The sequence below is a fragment of the Gordonibacter sp. An230 genome, from assembly GCF_002159915.1.
Taxonomy (GTDB): Bacteria; Actinomycetota; Coriobacteriia; order Coriobacteriales; family Eggerthellaceae; genus Rubneribacter.
The window spans coordinates 73,409-90,485 of sequence record NZ_NFJP01000005.1; the positions used below are offsets into that span (position 1 = coordinate 73,409).

The following is a 17,077-nucleotide window of genomic DNA, read 5'->3' on the forward strand; positions in this document are numbered from 1 at the left end:
ATGGGGCGCGAGGACGTTTCGTCGCCCGCCGCAGGGAAAACGCCGCATCGCGTGTTTTCACCCCGGAGGGTGAGGCCCGGTGCGGCCAAGAGCGGTATCCTGAACGCAGGGAGGAAGGAGAAGGGATATGCCGAACGAGCATGTGCGCAATCTGTTCAACGCTGCGGGCGAGCGGCGAAGCGTGGCCTTCGGGGTGGGGAGGTCCGCCGCGGGCCGCGGGTGCATCGCGCTTTCGTTTGCGTGCTACACGGTGTGGATGATGGCGTGCTGCTTGGGGCCTGCGGTCGCAGTGCCGGTGCCGCCGGGCGGCGTGCTGTTTGCCGCGGGCGCTGGTTTCGGCGCGGAGCCGGTTTCGGCGCCAGATGCGCTCGGCGCGGTGGCGAGCGTCCCGTCCTGGGCGGGGCCGGTGCTTGCCATGGCCGTGTCGAGCGTCGTCATCGCCGTGCGGTTCAGGCGCACGCGTCGCGTGCCGAACGGTTCGTCGCAGCTCGTGGTGATGGCCTCCATCATGACGTTGGCGGCGGCGCTGCATCTGACGTGGGCGCTCGACCGGTCGCTGCCGGAAGTGGCCGATGCTGCGCTGTACGGGGCCGCCAGCACGCTGACGGGCATCGGAGCGGCGTTGTTTCGCGTGGAGATCGATCGGGCGTTCGGCTGGGTGGGCACGCAGCAGACGCTGTACCAGGGCATGTTGGGCGTCGTGGCGGGGACGGGACTTGCGGCCTTTCTGGCCTTCCCGACGGGGGGGGGTGCTGAAAGCCCGGTGATCCTGCAAGCGGGTGCCGTGGCGCTGCCGTTTGCGGCAGCGGCGCTCTTGCGCAGGGTTGTTCGCGGGTTTCCCCGTCGCCGCTATTACCGTTACGGCGCAGACGTGCCGTTGCCCTTTCCCGCCAAGTTCGTGGCGACATCGGCGGTGCAGGGCGTTGCAGCTGGCGTGCTCCATGCGATCCTGTTTTTGTTCGGAGCGCCTTTCGCTGTGGCGCCGGCCTTGGCGATCGGCCAGCTGGCCGCCGTGGGTCTGCTGTTCGCGACGCTCGTGTTCGTGCGGCTCGACTTCAATCGATTCATCTACAAGGTTGCGTTTCCGTTCGCGGCTGTGGGATTCTTGCTGCTGGCCGCCGCTTCGCAGACGCCTTGGGTTGGCATCACGGTGTTGTTCGCCGGGTTCTGCTATCTCGACCTTGTGCTGTGGAGCCTGGGCGCGTGCCTCATGAAGAATATGGGATTGCCCGCCACGTGGGTTGCCAGCTGCCCGGGTGCGGCGCTGTTCTTCGGCATGCTGGTGGGCGGGGCGGCGACATGCGCGGCGCTCGGCGGGCATCCTCGCGAGGATGCGGCGATGGCGGCGGGTTTCGTCGCGTGCCTTTTGTTCGCGTGCGCGCTGTTCCTGTCGAGCGACAGCAACTTGAAGCACGGATGGGGCACGGTGCTTCCCGGCGAGGGCGCCCTCGATACGGGCGACCTGGAGGGCATCGTGCGGTTCATGGCGACCGAGCGCGCGGTGACCCAGCGCGAGACCGAGGTCATGCTGCTTTTGGCGCAGGGGAAGTCGCGCCGCGCCATCTGCGAGGCGCTCACCGTGTCGCCCGACACGGTGAAGACCCACGTGCGCGCCGTCTACCGCAAGCTCGATGTGCATTCTCAGCAAGAGCTTGTCGATCGCATCGTGGCAGAGCGCGAGCGATTGGCGGACGACGCCGAGGAAGTTGCGCTGGGGTAGGAGCGCGCGGCAATATGGCGCGTGGGCGGCCGACTCGTCCTTTGCGAGCGACGGCTGGCCTGGGATGGGGGGTGCGGCGAGGAGACCTCGTCCATCCGGACGCAAGGGCCATGGACGCGTCCCGAACGCGTCGGAGATGTCGGGGCAAGGTCTGCGAGAGCCGGGGCGCAAGGGACGGCGCGTACGAGGGTGGCGCGTGCGGCGCGCGGTGCGCTCGGGATGAGGGGTGGGGTCGCGCGTCGTTTTGGCGTGTGGGCGGCGTGTTGCGTGCAAGGGGTGGGGCGGAGGCTGCGCAGCCGCGGATTCAACAGCGCTTCACGCAGGCGACCGCTCATCGACAAAGGCTGGCGAACGGATGGAGGAACCCCCGCCGTGCGTGCGACATGGTATGATGCAGCAAGGTGCATCTTCGCCGCGTATGCGGCGAAACGGACGAGAACGTGCTAGGAGGCATTCATGAGCGTCATCATCGATGTGTTCGGTCGCGAGATCCTGGACTCGCGCGGCAACCCGACCGTGGAGGTGGAGGTCGTGCTGGAGGACGGGGCGTTCGGCCGCGCCGCCGTGCCGTCGGGCGCGTCGACCGGCGCGTTCGAGGCCGTGGAGCTGCGCGACTGCGACAAGGACCGCTACCTCGGCAAGGGCACGCTCGACGCGGTGGCCCACGTGAACGAGGAGATCGCCGAGGCGCTCATCGGCCTGGAGGCCGACGACCAGCGCACCATCGACGACATCATGCTCGAGGTGGACGGCACCGACAACAAGGGCGCCCTGGGCGCGAACGCCATCCTGGGCGCGTCGCTGGCCTGCGCGAAGGCCGCGGCCGAGTCGGCCGAGCTGCCGCTGTACAAGTACGTGGGCGGCGCGAACGCGCATCTGCTTCCCACGCCCATGATGAACATCTTGAACGGCGGCGTGCATGCCGACAACAACGTGGACTTCCAGGAGTTCATGATCATGCCGGTGGGCGCGGACTCCTTTGCCGAGGCGCTGCGCTGGTGCGCCGAGATCTACCACACGCTGAAGAAGGTGCTGCACGACGCGGGCCTGGGCGGCGGCGTGGGCGACGAGGGCGGCTTCGCCCCCAACTTCACCACGAACGAGGAGCCGCTCGAGTACATCGTGAAGGCGTGCGAGGCCGCAGGCTATAAGCCCGGCGTGGACATCATGTTCGCCATGGATCCGGCTTCGACCGAGTTCTACGATGCCGACAAGCAGCGCTACGTGCTGGCCGGCGAGGGCCGCGAGCTCACGAGCGCCGAGATGGTGGACTACTGGGAAGCCCTCGTGAACAAGTACCCCATCATCTCCATTGAGGACGGCATGGCCGAGGAGGACTGGGACGGCTGGAAGGCGCTCACCGAGCGCATCGGCGACCGCGTACAGTTGGTGGGCGACGACCTGTTCGTCACGAACTCCAAGCGCCTGGCCAAGGGCATCGAGATGGGCTGCGCGAACGCCATCCTCATCAAGGTGAACCAGATCGGCAGCCTCACCGAGACGCTCGAGGCCATCGAGATGGCGAAGCAGGCCGGCTACGCCTGCGTCATGAGCCACCGCTCCGGCGAGACCGAGGACACCACCATCGCCGACCTGTCCGTGGCATGCAACACCGGCCAGATCAAGACCGGTGCGCCCTGCCGCTCCGACCGCGTGGCGAAGTACAATCAGCTGCTGCGCATCGAGGAGGAGCTGGACACCGCCGCCCAGTACGCCGGGATGAGCGCGTTCTACAACATCAAGCGTTGATCGCACAGCATGCGGTTGTCGTACGGCATGCTACGCGCAGCGTTCCGTCTGCCATGAGCGTTGCACAGTAGCCGCTCGTTAACGATGGATGCGGCGGGTTCCCGTGTTTGGGACCCGCCGCATTGCGTGCGGGGAGGGTGCTGCGCGCATGTCGCTTCGAGACGGCTGCGGCGCGCGGTCAGAGGAAGCTCGGCTCGATAATGGGAGAACGTAAGTTCGTGTCGATCCTTGTCTAGCAGAGGGAAGCGGATGCCTTTTTAGCACAAAAAAATGCGTAAGAACGATTATCCAACCGGGCAGGATTCTACGAACTGGCGTTTCCTCAAGAACGGCCTCGAAGGAAGCGATTAGATCGTTCTTAACCGTGATTTTATGCTGCCTCCTTCTTCTTCGGCCTCTGCTTGGCCGCCGTCGACTTTGGCTTGGTTGGATCGCCATGTCCGACCAGAGGATCTAGGCTCGATACGTGGCGAGCATGAGTTCGTGCCGATCATGGTTTAGCGTAGGCAACGGGCGAATCGCGCACGTTTTTTCGTTTTTGCGAGCGAACTCGCGTTGCTTTCGGTTGTTTTTCGAAACTGCGGCCGGAAAACCCCAGATGGTGAAATTCCCCTCTTTCTCTTCGTTCCCAAAAACGAAAAAACGTGCTGTTTATTGCGGTTTCGGGGCGACCGTTCCAGTTGCAAGGGGACCCGGCGCTGAAACCTTGCGCAAGGGGGCGATTCGCGCTTGTGGCCTGTGCGCTTACGTCGCGTCCGCGCGCACGGGGGAGGGGGCTGTGCGCTTGCGTCGCGCCCGTCTACGCGAACACGATCCAGGCGTACGGGGGCACGGATCGCGCTCGCGAGCTGTGCGAGAAGACGCGCCTGCACGCACGGGGCCGCATCTCCGTGACGCGCCCGTCCGTCCGAGCGCGTCACGCATCTGCAAAGTGCCCGCCTTACGCTCCTAACTGCATGGCGAGATCGGGATCGGGGTGGACGAGGACACCTTCGCGCAGCATGGCGGCTCCCACCTCCACGTATTCGTCGGCGGCGCTCGTGCAAAGGCGCTCAACCTCTTCGTCGTCGAGCGTCCGCACAGCGCGTGCGGGCATGCCCATGATCATCGTGCGTGGCGGGAACTCCTTCCCTTCCGCGACAAGAGCTCCAGCCGCCACAACGCACTCTTCGCCGATTTTGGCCCCGTTCATGATGATCGCGCCCATGCCCACAAGCGTGTTGCGTCCGATCTCGCATCCGTGCACGATGGCGCCGTGGCCCACCGTGCAGCGGTCGCCGATGGACACGGGGCAGTCGACCTCGACATGCACAATGGCATTCTCCTGGATGCTCGTTTGCTCGCCGATGACAACCGGCGCATCGTCTCCTCGGATCTGCGCGCCGGCCAGCACGCAAGACTCGCTGCCGATGCGCACGTCTCCCACGATGCCGGCGGCAGGGGAGATGCGCGCGTTCGGATGGATGCGCACGCGGTGGTACAGGGTGGTTTTGATGCCCATGAGCATGTCCTTTCGACTAGATTGCCATTCATTATACGGAGATGTGCGTTCGGGCGCTTGCCCAGATTCGAAAGACCGTGGGGTTGTTTGAGTGAGAGGCCCGCAGATGTTCGCGCATGGCGTCAAGGTTGGCGCGCCGATCGGCTGCGTTCCGGGCGGCGGGCGCTTTCTTCGGGGGAGGGGATATAGCGTGCCGCAAGGGTTTTGTCATTGTCGATGGATGACGGAAATCTTTCGAATACTTGTCACCTTGGCACACGCGCGGACGCGCTACGATGGAAGGAGCTCGCTGTCGGCGAAAGTGAGAAACTCGTGGTCGGAGGGTGATTTTATGCTCAAAACGGTCAGGGATATGCTCGATTTGGACAGCTTCGACGGTGCCAAGGCGGTGGCGGGCTTCGAAGGGCTTTCCCGCACGGTCACCGGAGCGTCGCTCATGGAGGTTCCAGACGTCTTCCCCTATTTGGAGCAGGGCACTTTGCTTCTGACCACGCTGTTTCCCATTGCCAATGACGATTCGCGCATGCGAGATTTTATCGCCCGCTTGAATGAGTGCGGCGTTGCGGGGGTGTGCATCAAGCCGCGACGCTATATCGAAGAGATCCCTGCGCATATACTCGAGCAAGCTGACGAGTTGGGATTGCCGGTGCTCGAGCTACCGCCCGACGCGAACCTGTCCAGAATGGCGAACAGGGTGCTCTCCCTGCAACTCGACGAATATATTGTGCAGCTTCAGTTTCGAAACCACGTTCACAATGCGCTTGCGGAGCTTTTGTTGAACGATTCTGACGTGGAAGCGCTTGTCGGTCGCTTAGGAGAGCTCATCAGCCGCGATGTGTGCCTGTTGGACAGGGATATGAACGCGGTGTGCGCCGCCTCGTCCTCCGGCGCGCTGCGAGGTCCCAGCGATATGGCGGCGCTTTTCGACGGTGCCGAGGTGGTGCGGCGCAAGCGCAAGCTGCTGCTCGACCACAGCCTGTACCCCATCGTGGCGGGCAAGCACCGCTTCGGCTACATTTACGTGCCGGACTACCCGGGCGATCAGGATGAGCGCGTCAATCTGGACATCGCCGTGGAGCAATCCGCCATCCTGTTCGCCGCCCTGTTTCTGAAGACCGATGCCGTGCTCAAGAACCAGAAGAGTTTTCGAGACGTGTTCATCCGCGACCTTCTGCAAGGCAAGGTGAAGTCTCCCATCGAGATCGAGAACAAGATGCGGGCGTTCAGCATGTCGCTGGGGTTTCCCCAGCCGGTGGTGTGCCTCAAGGTGTTCACGGAGGACGAGACGGCGCGCAAGGAGTTCTACGACAACGTGATCAGCACGGGATTGCTCGACGAGTGGTGCGGCCGGGCGGATGGACGCGTTTCGGACAGCGCGTACGTCGTGTATTTCAACGATGCGTTGGTGGTGCTCGGCGGCGTGTCGAGCGTGGAGGGCAACGTCGCGCTGTTCAACGACATGATGGCCGATCTTTTGAGGTTGACGCGCGGCAGGGGAACGAGGATCGGCGTGGGTATCTCGGACGCATGCGAGCGCGTGAGGGCCCTCGATGTGGCTTATGCGCAGGCGATGAGCATGCTCAAGACGGGAAGCGCGCTCAGCAGGTCGTCGTTCGTCGACGCCTACGGCCGACATCGAATTTTCCCGTTGATTGAAAGCGTGCAAGACGTCGACGCTCTGCAGCGGTTCGTGCGGGAAAAAATCGGCCAGCTCATCGATTATGATCGCGAGAACGACGCGGATCTCATGGAGACGCTGGGGCACTTGATAGAGGGCGATCTGAACTATAAGCGGGTTGCGGAGCGCTCGTTCGTCCACTACAACACAGTGCGCTACCGAGCGAATAAAATCGAGCAGATGGGGGTGAGCCTCAAGCCGGGGCGCGACTTCGCGGAGGTCGTGCTGGCGTACGACTGCTGGGTGTGGCTTCGCGCGTTGTCCGGCAACAAGTGAGGCAGGCGTGCGGGCGCTTCGCGCGGTGGCTCGCAGAGACAATGAAATGGCTTCTTTTTATCGATCCGTGACAATGACAGGCGGGAGCCGCCTCCATACAATGAGCGCATCGGGACAGAAGCGTTGGCCAACGGATCGTCCAGTCATCTCACAGCAGGAGGATGCCGTATGAGAAAGATCGATGTCCGCAAGATCGAAATGTCCGGCCCCGACGACACGCGCGCCCTGAAATCGCTTATCGACGAGGGCGCCGTCGATCCGAGAACCATCATCGCCGTGCTCGGCAAGACCGAAGGCAACGGCTGCGTGAACGATTTCACGCGCGGCTTGGCCACGCTGGCGTTCAAGCGCCTCATCGCCGCCGAAACCGGTTGGCCGGAAGAGGAGGTGTCCCGGAAGGTGGCTTTTGTCATGTCCGGCGGAACCGAAGGAGTGCTGGCTCCCCATGCGCTCGTGTTCTGCAGCATCGAGGCCGAGGGCGAGCCGAGCGCTGAGAAGACGCTTGCCGCCAGTTCGGGCTTCACCCGCGACTTTTTGCCCGAGGAACAGGGCACCATGGCCGTGGTGGAGGAGTGCCGCCGCGTGACGCTCGAGCTTATGGAGAAGGCCGGCATCGCCGATCCGGCAGACGTCCACTTCGTGCAGATCAAATGCCCGCTGCTCACGTCCGAGCGCATCTTGGACGCGCAGGAGCGCGGGTGCGAGGTTGTGGTGCACGACACGTACGAGTCCATGGGCTACAACCGCGGCGCGTCGGCGCTGGGCGTGGCGCTTGCGCTCGGCGAGATCCCCGAGGGCTCCGTGAGCGACGAGGTCATCTGCTCCGATTGGTCGCTCTACTCCAAAGTGGCGTCCACTTCCGCCGGGGTCGAGCTTTTGAACTGCGAGATCATCCTCATGGGCAACTCGACCGCTTTCGACAGCGACTTCGCCATCGGCCACAGCGTCATGAGGGACGCCATCGACATCGAGGCCGTCATCGAGGCCGTCGAGAACGCCGGCATGAAGGTGGACGGCCTTCCCACGGCCGAGCAGAAAGCCCTGATCGTCAATGCGCTGGCCAAGGCTGAAGCCGACTCGACCGGCTACGTGCGCGCCCGTCGCAACACCATGCACACCGATTCCGACATCAACCACACGCGCCATGCGCGCGCTGCCGTGGGCGGTGTGATCTCCGCCGCGGTGGGCGATCCGATGGTGTACGTGTCCGGCGGCGCGGAGCATCAAGGACCCGACGGGGGCGGCCCGGTCGCCGTCATCGTAAGGCGCTAGGCGCCAGGTTCTTCGGGGCGGCGCAAAGCCGCCCCGACCGCAGGCGCGTCGCGCCGTAATCCCATACTGTGAGAGGGTGAGAAAATGGAGCTCGTTTTGAGTTTGATCCCCCTTGTCGTCATCATCGCGCTCTTGGTGCTGAAGAAGCACATGCTGTTCGCGGGGTTGGTGGGCGGCATCGTGGCCATGATCATCGGGGGCATCGCCGTTGGGGGCATGGGCGATGCCGTGACCGAGGGCTTGGGGACCATGTTCGGCAACGTCGCCCCCATCATGTACGCCGCCGCGGCGGCGATGGCCGGCAAGGCGGGGTGCTTCAAGTCGCTCGTCGATCTGTGCGAGAAGCTGCTGAAGGGCAAGTTCGCCGTGCTGGCCGCCGTGTTGGTGATCGTGCAGGCGTGCGCCACGTACATGGCCGGCCTGTCGGCGGGCAACACGATGGTCATAGCCCCGCTCGTGTTCGCGGCCATCGGGGCGGTTCCCGAGGTGATCGCGGCTATGGCCATCGCGGGAGCTGTGTGCTTCATCACGTCGCCGGCCGGCGCCCAAGGCGTCGTGACGGCAGAGAACATCGGCATCGAGGTGACGGAGTTCGCCAACATCATGATGCCGTTCACCATCGTCTTGGTGCTGCTGGCCGCCGCCCTGGCCTTCTGGGGCGTGCATCGCCGCGGCTCGATGGTCGCGCAGGACGCCTCCTGCGAGAAGGCCGACGAGGAGCAGCTGTCCAACGGCAAGCTGTTCGTCCGCTCCATTCCCGTTATCGTGCTTCTGCTGATGGTGGTGCTGGGCGGCTGGATCAACGGCCTGGTGGGCTCGCACATCGTCGTTCCCGCCGTGACCGTGGCCGTGGTGTGCATCCTCATCGTCGTGTGCACGCCGCTCGACATCGAGGGCACCTGCGCCGCGCTCATCGACGGCTCGCAGTTCATCCTGACCACCATGTTCTCGGTCGGATTGTTCCTCGGGTTCATCAACCTCATGGAGCAGATCGGCACGTTCTCCAACATCGCGTCGCTCACCGGGGGCGTGCCCACGTTCATCATGCTGCCCGTGGCCATGATCATCGGATTCTTGATCGCCATTCCGTCGGGCGCGTACTGCGCAGGCGTGCTCACGCTCATCCTGCCCACGATGTCGCTCATGGGCTTCTCGCCCGTGGCCATGGGACTGATCGCTTTGGCGACCGGCCTGGGCACGCAGATCAGCCCCGTTCAGATCAACGTGGTGGCGCTTTCCAACGGCTTCGACAAGAGCATCATGGACATCGTGAAGACCAACATGAAGTACATGATCGGCATGTTGGCGCTGCTGATCGCGGTGTCGTTCTTCTTCGCGTAGGGGCGGCGTGGGCGACGTTATGGCGACGTTGCGTGCGGAGGCGTGCGACAGCCGCTTCGAGGCTGCGATCCGTGCTCGGATGACCCTTCGCGTGCTGCAGGTGTTCGACCATGCGGTGAACCTGGAGGGCGGCGGACAGCTGTGGACGGTGGTGGCGCGGCCGAGGTTCGCGGCGCCGTTCACAGCTTCCATCGCAACGCGGCGCTCGTTCGCGGATGCCCGCATCCGTCTCGGGAGCGTGGCGGGGTGGCGGGAAGGCCGGCTGGCGCTCTCCTCGGACGTGCGCATCGACTTTTCATCCTGCCGCACGGTGTCGACGGCGGGCGAGGAGATGGCGTGGGACGTCGCCGCCGTCCGTCGCGGGCTTGCGGCCCTCGACGAGGCGTTGGCGGCATCCGGCGAGGCGCGCGGCTGCCTCCTCGGGTATCGGCGGCGCTGGTTGGGCGAGACGCGCACGCTCGACGCCGTGTCGGCGTTCGTTTGGCGGCGGGCTGACGACTTGATGCGGGCCGCGCTTGCCGGGGAGGGCGTCGAGGTTGCCGCGCGCGGGCTTGTGGGCGCCGGGCAGGGGCTCACACCCGCGGGCGACGACTTCATCGCAGGCGTGCTGTGCGTGCTGGGGGGCGTGGGCGGCTCCGACGCTCGGCGCGTGTGGCGGGCGGTTGCCGACGGCGTGGGCGCGCCCGGCGTGCTGGACGCCACGACGCGGGTGAGCCGCCATATGCTCGCCTGCGAGCTCGCTGGTCAGGCCGCCTCCACCCACCTGCGGTTTCGGCGGGCCCTGCTGCGCGACGCGCACGATGTGGGGCCGGCGCTGACCGAGCTGTTGTCGGTAGGGCACACCTCGGGGGCCGATTTCGCCGCAGGCGCCGCTGACGTGCTGAGAAGGCTTGTACTGTTGACTGGCGTTTCGGGAAGGAGACGTTGATGCACCAGGTTACGGTGGTTCGAAGGAATTCGTACTTCGATTCGGTGACGCTCATGTCCATCGGAAGCGAGATCAAGGGCCGCGAGGGGGTGGAGGAGGCCGTGGTGTCCATGGCCACCGAGCTGAACAAGGAGATCCTTCTGAACGTGGGACTTGCGACCGAAGAGACGGACGCAGCCGGGCCCAACGACTTCGTCGTCGCCGTGCGCGCCGCATCGAAGGAGGCGTGCGATGCGGCGGTGGAAGCCGTGGACGAGCGCTTGACCCGCAAAGACAAGGGCGCCGGTGAGCGAGAGGTGGTGTGCCGGACGGTGCGCCAAGCTGCTGCGGAGGGCTTCGGGGACGTGGCCGTGCTGTCGGTGCCGGGCCGCTACGCCGCGCGCGAGGCAATGCTGGCGATGCGCCAGGGGTTGCACGTGATGATGTTCAGCGACAACGTGAGCATCGAGGACGAACGGCGTTTGAAGGAGTATGCGGCCGCGCACGGGCTGCTCATGATGGGCCCGGATTGCGGCACCGCGGCCATCAACGGTGTGGGGCTGTGCTTCGCCAACAAGGTGCGCCCCGGCCGCATCGGGCTGGTGGCGGCGTCCGGCACCGGGCTGCAGGAGGTCATGGTGCAGATCGACCGCATGGGCGGCGGCGTGTCCCAGGCCATCGGCACGGGCGGGCGCGACCTGAAAGAGGCCGTCGGCGGCATCATGATGCTCGAGGGCGTCAAGGCGCTTGCGGCCGATGAGGGCACCGACGTCATCGTGCTGGTGTCGAAGCCTCCTGCGGAGTCGGTGAGCGCGAGGATCCTCGGCCTTTTGGAAATGCTGGGCAAGCCGGCGGTGGTGTGCTTTTTGGAGGGCGACGCGAGCATTGCGGTGCCGAGCCACGTTCATGTGCGCGACAACCTCTTCGATGCCGCTGTGGCCGCCGTGGCGCTTTCGCGCGGCGAAGAGGTGCCCGAGGCGGGCTCGACCGAGCTCGACGAGACGATGCGGGCCGCAGCCGCCGAGGCCCATGCCAAGCTGCGCGCCAGCCAGAGGAACCTGCGCGCGTTTTTCTGCGGAGGCACCCTGTGCGCCGAGGCCGTGTTCTTGCTGCGCAGCCGGCTGGACGCGCTGCGCAGCAACGTGTCGCATCGTCCGGGCGAGGAAATGGGCGGCTCGGAGGCGCGCGTGGGCAACGTGCTTCTGGATATGGGCGACGACGAGTTCACCAACGGCCGTCCTCATCCCATGATCGAGCCGGCGCTTCGCAACGACATCATCGTGGAGCAGGGGTCCGACCCGACGGTGGGCGTGGTGCTGCTCGACTTCGAACTGGGCTTCGGCTCGCACGACGATCCGGTCGGCCAGACGCTGCCCGCCATCCGCGCCGCCCGCGCGGCGGCCGCCGAAGGGGGCCGCGAGCTTGCGTTCGTGGGGTACGTGTGCGCGACGGAGGGCGACAAGCAGGGGCTCGCTGCGCAGACCGCCCTTCTTGAGCAGGAGGGCGTCATCGTGGCGCGCAGCAATCGTGAGGCGGCCTTGCTGGCCGCGAGCATCCTGTAGAGAGGGAGGGTGGATCGCATGAGCATCAACGACCTGTTCGGCAAGGATCTCGGCTTCGTCAACATCGGCGCGCCGAATTTCATGGAGGACCTGGCGCTTCAGGGGCAGAGGGTCACGCAGCTGGCCTGGCAGCCGCCCACCATGGCCCCGGCGCTTCTGGAAGCGCTCGACGCGCTTGCGGACGACGAGGAGGTGCGCGCGGCCAACGAGGAGGCGGCAAGCCGCATCATGGCGGCCCAGACGCGCCTGGTGGGCCTGGCGCCGGCGCGCGAGGTGGTTCCCGGCATGACCGAGAACACCATCCTGCACGCGGGCCCGCCCATCTCCTGGGAGGACATGTGCGGCACCATGCAGGGCGCCGTTGTGGGCGCGCTTCTGTACGAAGGGCGCGCCGGCGACGAGCGCCAGGCGCGCGAGCTGGCCGCATCGGGAGAGATCGAGTTCGCGCCCTGTCACGAGCACGGCGCGGTGGGCCCCATGGCGGGCATCGTGTCGCCATCCATGCCCGTGCACATCGTGGAGAATCAGATCCATGGCACCACGGCGTACTGCACGGTGAACGAGGGCCTGGGCAAGGTGCTGCGCTTCGGCGCGTTCGACGAGAGCGTGATCGAGCGCCTCAAATGGATCGAGCGGGAGTTCGCGCCGGCCATGGACAAAGCCGTGCGCGAGCTGGGCGGCATCGACACCAAGGCCATCATCGCCCAGGCGGTCCAGATGGGCGACGAGTGCCACAACCGCAACAAGGCCGCCACGAGCCTGCTGTTCAAAGAGGTGGCGCCCGCATTGCTCGAATGCGGCGTGCCGCTCGATGCGGCCAAGCGCGTCATGCGCTTCATGTCGGCCAACGAGCACTACTTCCTGAACCTGTCCATGCCCTCGTGCAAATGCGCGCTCGATGCGGTGTCGGGCATTCCGAACTCCACGGTGCTCACGGCCATGTCGCGCAACGGCGTGGAGTTCGGCATCCGCGTGAGCGGGCTGGGGGATCGGTGGTTCACCGGCCCGGCCAACCTGGTGGACGGGCTGCTGTTCCCCGGGTTCTCTCCCGAGGACGCCAATCCCGATCTGGGTGACAGCGCCATCACGGAGACGATGGGCATCGGCGGCTTCGCCATGGGGGCGTCGCCGGCCATCGTGCAGTTCGTGGGCGGTTCGGTGGCCGATGCCATGCGCTATACCGAGAGCATGCGCGAGATCACCGTTGCCGAGAACGCGGGCTTCTCGCTGCCTCCGATGAACTTTCGCGGCACGGCCACGGGCATCGACATGGTGAAGGTGCTCGAGAGCGGTGTGCTGCCGGTTATCAACACGGGCATCGCGCACAAGGTGCCGGGCATCGGCCAGGTGGGCGCGGGCATCGTGAACCCGCCTATCGAGTGTTTCGAGCGGGCGCTCGAGGCGTTCGCGGACGCGCGCGCGAACTGACGGCTGTGTTTGACGAGCGAGGACATGCGGAAGGGAGGGCGCGGAGGGCTCTGGTGGGGCTTGCCCGCGCCGCCCGCGTGGACGGGGCGCGGCCGGTTCGGCGCCTCGCGCTCGTGGCGGCGGGGTCGGCGGTGTCGGCATACGGCATAACGTTGGCCATAGGGGCGGGGTTCGGCGGCGGGACGCTCGCCGTGCTGTGGCAGGGCGTCGCGCGCACGTTCGGCCTGACGCTGGGCCAGGCGTCGTTTGCGGTGGCGGCGCTCATGATCGCGTTCTCGCTGGCCTACGACAAACGTCAGATCGGCTTGGGAACGGTGCTGTACCAGGTGGTGTACGGCTTGCTCGTGGACGCGTTCTCGGGCGTTCACGGATACGTCGGGCATCCGTTCGCCGATGCGGCGCTCATGGCGGCGGGCATCGTGCTGTTCGCGGCGGGCACCGGGCTGTACGCATCCACCGACACCGGTCGAGGGTCCTACGAGGCCGTCACGTTCTCCCTGTCCGAGAAGAACGGCTGGCCCGTAGGGCGCGTGCGCGTGGTGTCGGATGCCGCGGTGGTGGCGCTCGGCGTTCTACTGGGAGGGGAGCTCGGTCTGTGCACGGTGTGCATGATGCTGGCGAGCGGTCCTGTCATCCAACGCTCGGCGAGGTTGGCGCGAAGATGGCTTTTGGGCTGCAGAGACTGACGCCGAAGCTCGCTTCGGCGCGTTCGAGAAGGAGGCGATTGCGACATGGTTGGTGCGAGAAAGCGGTTCACGATAGGCGTGGACGACCGGGTGGCTCCTCCGCAGGCGGCGCTGCTCGGCGTTCAGCATTTTCTCTCCATGTTCGGCGGGACGGTGCTCGTGCCCTATCTCACGGGCATGTCGGCGTCGTTGGCCATCATGTGCTCCGGCGTGGGGACTATCCTCTATCTACTGGTCACGCGCGGGAAGATTCCCAGCTATCTGGGGTCGTCGTTCGCCTACATCACGCCCATCGCCATCGTGGCGGCCAGCAGCGGCATCGGGGCGGCGTGCGGGGGCATCGTCGCGGCGGGCGTCGTGTACATGGGCGTGGCGGGGTTGGTCAAGCTCGTGGGAACGGGATGGATCGATCGATTTTTGCCCACAGTGGTGGTGGCGCCGGTGGTCATCGTCATCGGGCTCGGGCTGTCCTCCGACGCGGTGGAGATGTCGTTTTTCAACGGCGGGTACGACTCCGGCGGCGGATTCGTGGCCAGCGGTGCGGTGGTGGCGTTCATCTCGCTGGCGGTGATCGTGGCCACGTCGTGCCTGCCGGGGATGTGGGCGGCCTTCCCCGTGCTCATCGGCATCGTGGTGGGTTATATCGCCGCCGTGTGCTTCGGGTTGGTGGATTTCGCGCCGGTGATCGAGGCTCCGTGGGTGGGGCTTCCCAGCCTCGTCTTCCCCACGTTCGAACCGAGCGCTATGGTGCTCATAGCGCCTGTGGCGTTGGTGGCCATCGTGGAGCATATCGGACATCTTTTGGTGGTGGGACAGGTGGTGGGAAAGAACTACAACGGCATGCTGTCCCGGTCGCTTTTGGGCGACGGCCTGGCCACCACGGTGGCGGGCCTTGTGGGCGGGGCTCCGGCCACCACGTACGCGCAGAACATCGGCGTGATGAGCGTGACGCGCGTGTACTCGACGCAGGTGTTTTGGTACGCGGGCGCGTTCGCGTTCATCGTAGGCGGCTTCTGCCCCAAACTGGAGGCGCTGGTCAACTCCGTTCCCTCGTGCGTTATGGGAGGCGTGTCCTTGGCGCTGTTCGGCCTGATAGCCACGAACGGCATGAGCATGCTCACACCCGACAAGGTGGACTTCTCGGACTCGCGCGACCTGATGATCGTGGCGTCGGTGCTGGTGCTGGGGATCGGCATGGAGTGCGCGGGCATCGTCATACCGCTGGGCGACTACTCCATTCCCGGCATGGCGGCCTGCGCCATCCTGGGCGTCGTTTTGAACCTCGCCTTGCCGCGCTCCCAAGGCGATGGGCCGACGGAGGCTGCCGAATAGGCGCGCGAGTCGTGCTCCGGCCTCTCGCGGACCTGGCGGACCGTGCGCGAAGGGCACGTCGCGGGGCGGGCCGTGCGGCTTTGCCGCTTTGCCGCGTGGAACGGGTTTTGCGCGCATGCGACGAAGGCGCCTGCGTTCGTGCCCGACTCCCCCGGATTCGGATGCGGGGCCTGACTGCGAGGGCGGGCGGTCGTCTGAGTCCGCGGGCGGGAGTGCGAGGATGCGAAAGCCGTGGGCGGACTCTCTTTCACAGGATGGCACAGCGCTTTCATCCTGACAGCGGTATAATGCTCGCCAGCATATACGTGAAAGCGGCTCGGAGGCCGCGGCGAAGACGCATCGCATGCTGCGGGAAGGGAAGGCCATGTCGGAGATGATCTCGCTCGAGGAGGCGCGTGCGCTCGTGTTGTCGCACGTCGGTCCGCTGCCGGTGGAGACGGTGCCCGTGCTTGAGGCCGTGGGCCGTGTGGCTGCGGCCGACCTGGCGAGCGACATCGACATCGCGCCGTTCGCTCATTCGGCTATGGACGGGTTCGCGGTGCGCGCGTCCGAGTTGGCCGGGGCTTCGCCGGAGTCCCCCGTGGAGCTGGACGTCGTCGCCGAGGTGGCGGCGGGAGAGGTGTTCGAGGGCGTCATCGGGGCCGGCCAGTGCGTGCGCATCATGACGGGCGCGCCGCTGCCCGCCGATGCGGATGCCGTGGTGAAGTACGAGATCGTTGAGGCGGTGTCGGGCGACGGCAAGCCTGGCAGCCGCGTGGCGTTCCACGCGCCTGCGAACGTGCGCGCGAACGTGCGCGAGGCGGGCGAGGAGGCACGCGCAGGCGAGGTGGTGGTCGGGCGCGGCGAGGTTGTTGGCGCAGCCGGAGTGGGCTTTCTCGCAAGCTGCGGCATCGTGGAGGTGCCCACGTATCGCCGCCCGCGCGTGGCGGTGATCGCCATAGGGTCGGAGCTGGTCGCGCCCACCGAGGTGCCCGCGCCCGGCAAGATCCGCAATTCGAACAGCTACGCGCTGGCCGCATGCGCGCAGGCCGCAGGTGCCGCGCCCACCGTTTTGCCCATCGTGGAGGACACGCACGAGGCGCTTGCCGCCGCAATCTGCGACGCGGCAGCATCGTACGACTTCGTGGTGACGAGCGGCGGCGCGTCCAACGGCGACTTCGACTTCATCAAGCCGGTCGTCGAGGAGCTGGGTCAGCTGCTCATGACCACGGTGAACATGCGTCCGGGCAAGGCGCAGACGTTCGGCCTCGTGGACGGCACGCCCGTGTTCGGCCTTCCCGGCAACCCGGCGGCGGCCTACGTGGGCTTCGAGATGATCGTCCGTCCGGCGCTGCGCAAGATGCAGGGATTCTCGCGCTTCGATCGGCCCGTCGTGAAGGCGCGCCTTGCGACAGACGCGAAGAAAAGGGATCCTCGCCGCGTCTTCTTGCGCTCGACGCTCTCCAAAGACGAGGCGGGCGGTTATGTGGTGACTCCGGCGAAGAACCAAAGCTCGGGGCTGTTCGGCCCCATTCAGCGCAGCAACTGCATGGCCATCTTGCCGGAGGGCTTGGAATCGCGTACAGCGGGATCCGTGGTGGAATGCGTGCTGCTCGACGTGTCCGAGGAAATCGTTCTGTAGGAGG

General features: G+C 66.0%; 12 protein-coding genes. 11 read left to right on the forward strand and 1 reads right to left on the reverse strand.

Translation table 11 applies throughout. The annotated features are described in order from the left end of the window. Positions 1-127: 127 nt before the first annotated feature. Positions 128-1,720, forward strand: a complete 1,593-nt coding sequence (locus tag B5F40_RS03945) for a helix-turn-helix transcriptional regulator (RefSeq protein WP_087193079.1) — start codon at positions 128-130, stop codon at positions 1,718-1,720. Positions 1,721-2,176: 456 nt separating this feature from the next. Beyond that, a complete protein-coding gene (gene eno, locus B5F40_RS03950) occupies positions 2,177-3,469 on the forward strand; it encodes a phosphopyruvate hydratase (RefSeq protein ID WP_087193080.1) in 1,293 nt (430 codons plus the stop codon). 940 nt (positions 3,470-4,409) lie between these two features. Here the strand turns inward: eno and B5F40_RS03955 are convergent. Then, positions 4,410-4,970, reverse strand: a complete 561-nt coding sequence (locus B5F40_RS03955) for a gamma carbonic anhydrase family protein (protein WP_239442901.1) — start codon at positions 4,968-4,970, stop codon at positions 4,410-4,412. A 331-nt stretch (positions 4,971-5,301) separates the two neighbouring features. Here B5F40_RS03955 and B5F40_RS03960 point away from each other — a divergent pair, with 331 nt between their 5' ends. The 9 genes from B5F40_RS03960 to B5F40_RS04000 all read left to right on the forward strand — a co-directional run bounded on the left by B5F40_RS03960 (position 5,302) and on the right by B5F40_RS04000 (position 17,073). Beyond that, positions 5,302-6,924: a PucR family transcriptional regulator gene (locus B5F40_RS03960; protein ID WP_162610876.1), complete on the forward strand. Its 1,623-nt coding sequence runs from the start codon at positions 5,302-5,304 to the stop codon at positions 6,922-6,924. A gap of 168 nt (positions 6,925-7,092) precedes the next feature. Continuing rightward, positions 7,093-8,196, forward strand: a complete 1,104-nt coding sequence (gene atzD / locus B5F40_RS03965) for a cyanuric acid amidohydrolase (RefSeq protein ID WP_087193083.1) — start codon at positions 7,093-7,095, stop codon at positions 8,194-8,196. A gap of 84 nt (positions 8,197-8,280) precedes the next feature. Further along, complete coding sequence (locus tag B5F40_RS03970) at positions 8,281-9,537, forward strand: hypothetical protein (RefSeq protein WP_087193084.1); 1,257 nt, start codon at positions 8,281-8,283, stop codon at positions 9,535-9,537. A 7-nt stretch (positions 9,538-9,544) separates the two neighbouring features. Next, positions 9,545-10,465: an oxamate carbamoyltransferase subunit AllH family protein gene (locus B5F40_RS03975; protein WP_087193085.1), complete on the forward strand. Its 921-nt coding sequence runs from the start codon at positions 9,545-9,547 to the stop codon at positions 10,463-10,465. Then, positions 10,465-12,006, forward strand: a complete 1,542-nt coding sequence (gene fdrA, locus B5F40_RS03980) for an acyl-CoA synthetase FdrA (RefSeq protein ID WP_087193086.1) — start codon at positions 10,465-10,467, stop codon at positions 12,004-12,006. Before B5F40_RS03975 ends, fdrA begins: the two co-directional genes overlap by 1 nt. Positions 12,007-12,024: 18 nt before the next feature. Continuing rightward, a complete protein-coding gene (locus B5F40_RS03985) occupies positions 12,025-13,434 on the forward strand; it encodes a DUF1116 domain-containing protein (protein WP_087193087.1) in 1,410 nt (469 codons plus the stop codon). 53 nt (positions 13,435-13,487) lie between these two features. Next, positions 13,488-14,120, forward strand: coding sequence for a YczE/YyaS/YitT family protein (locus tag B5F40_RS03990; RefSeq protein ID WP_204217324.1), 633 nt, complete (start codon positions 13,488-13,490; stop codon positions 14,118-14,120). A gap of 45 nt (positions 14,121-14,165) precedes the next feature. After that, complete coding sequence (locus tag B5F40_RS03995; RefSeq protein WP_087193088.1) at positions 14,166-15,452, forward strand: uracil-xanthine permease family protein; 1,287 nt, start codon at positions 14,166-14,168, stop codon at positions 15,450-15,452. A gap of 364 nt (positions 15,453-15,816) precedes the next feature. Further along, complete coding sequence (locus tag B5F40_RS04000; protein WP_087193089.1) at positions 15,817-17,073, forward strand: molybdopterin molybdotransferase MoeA; 1,257 nt, start codon at positions 15,817-15,819, stop codon at positions 17,071-17,073. Positions 17,074-17,077 lie beyond the last annotated feature (4 nt).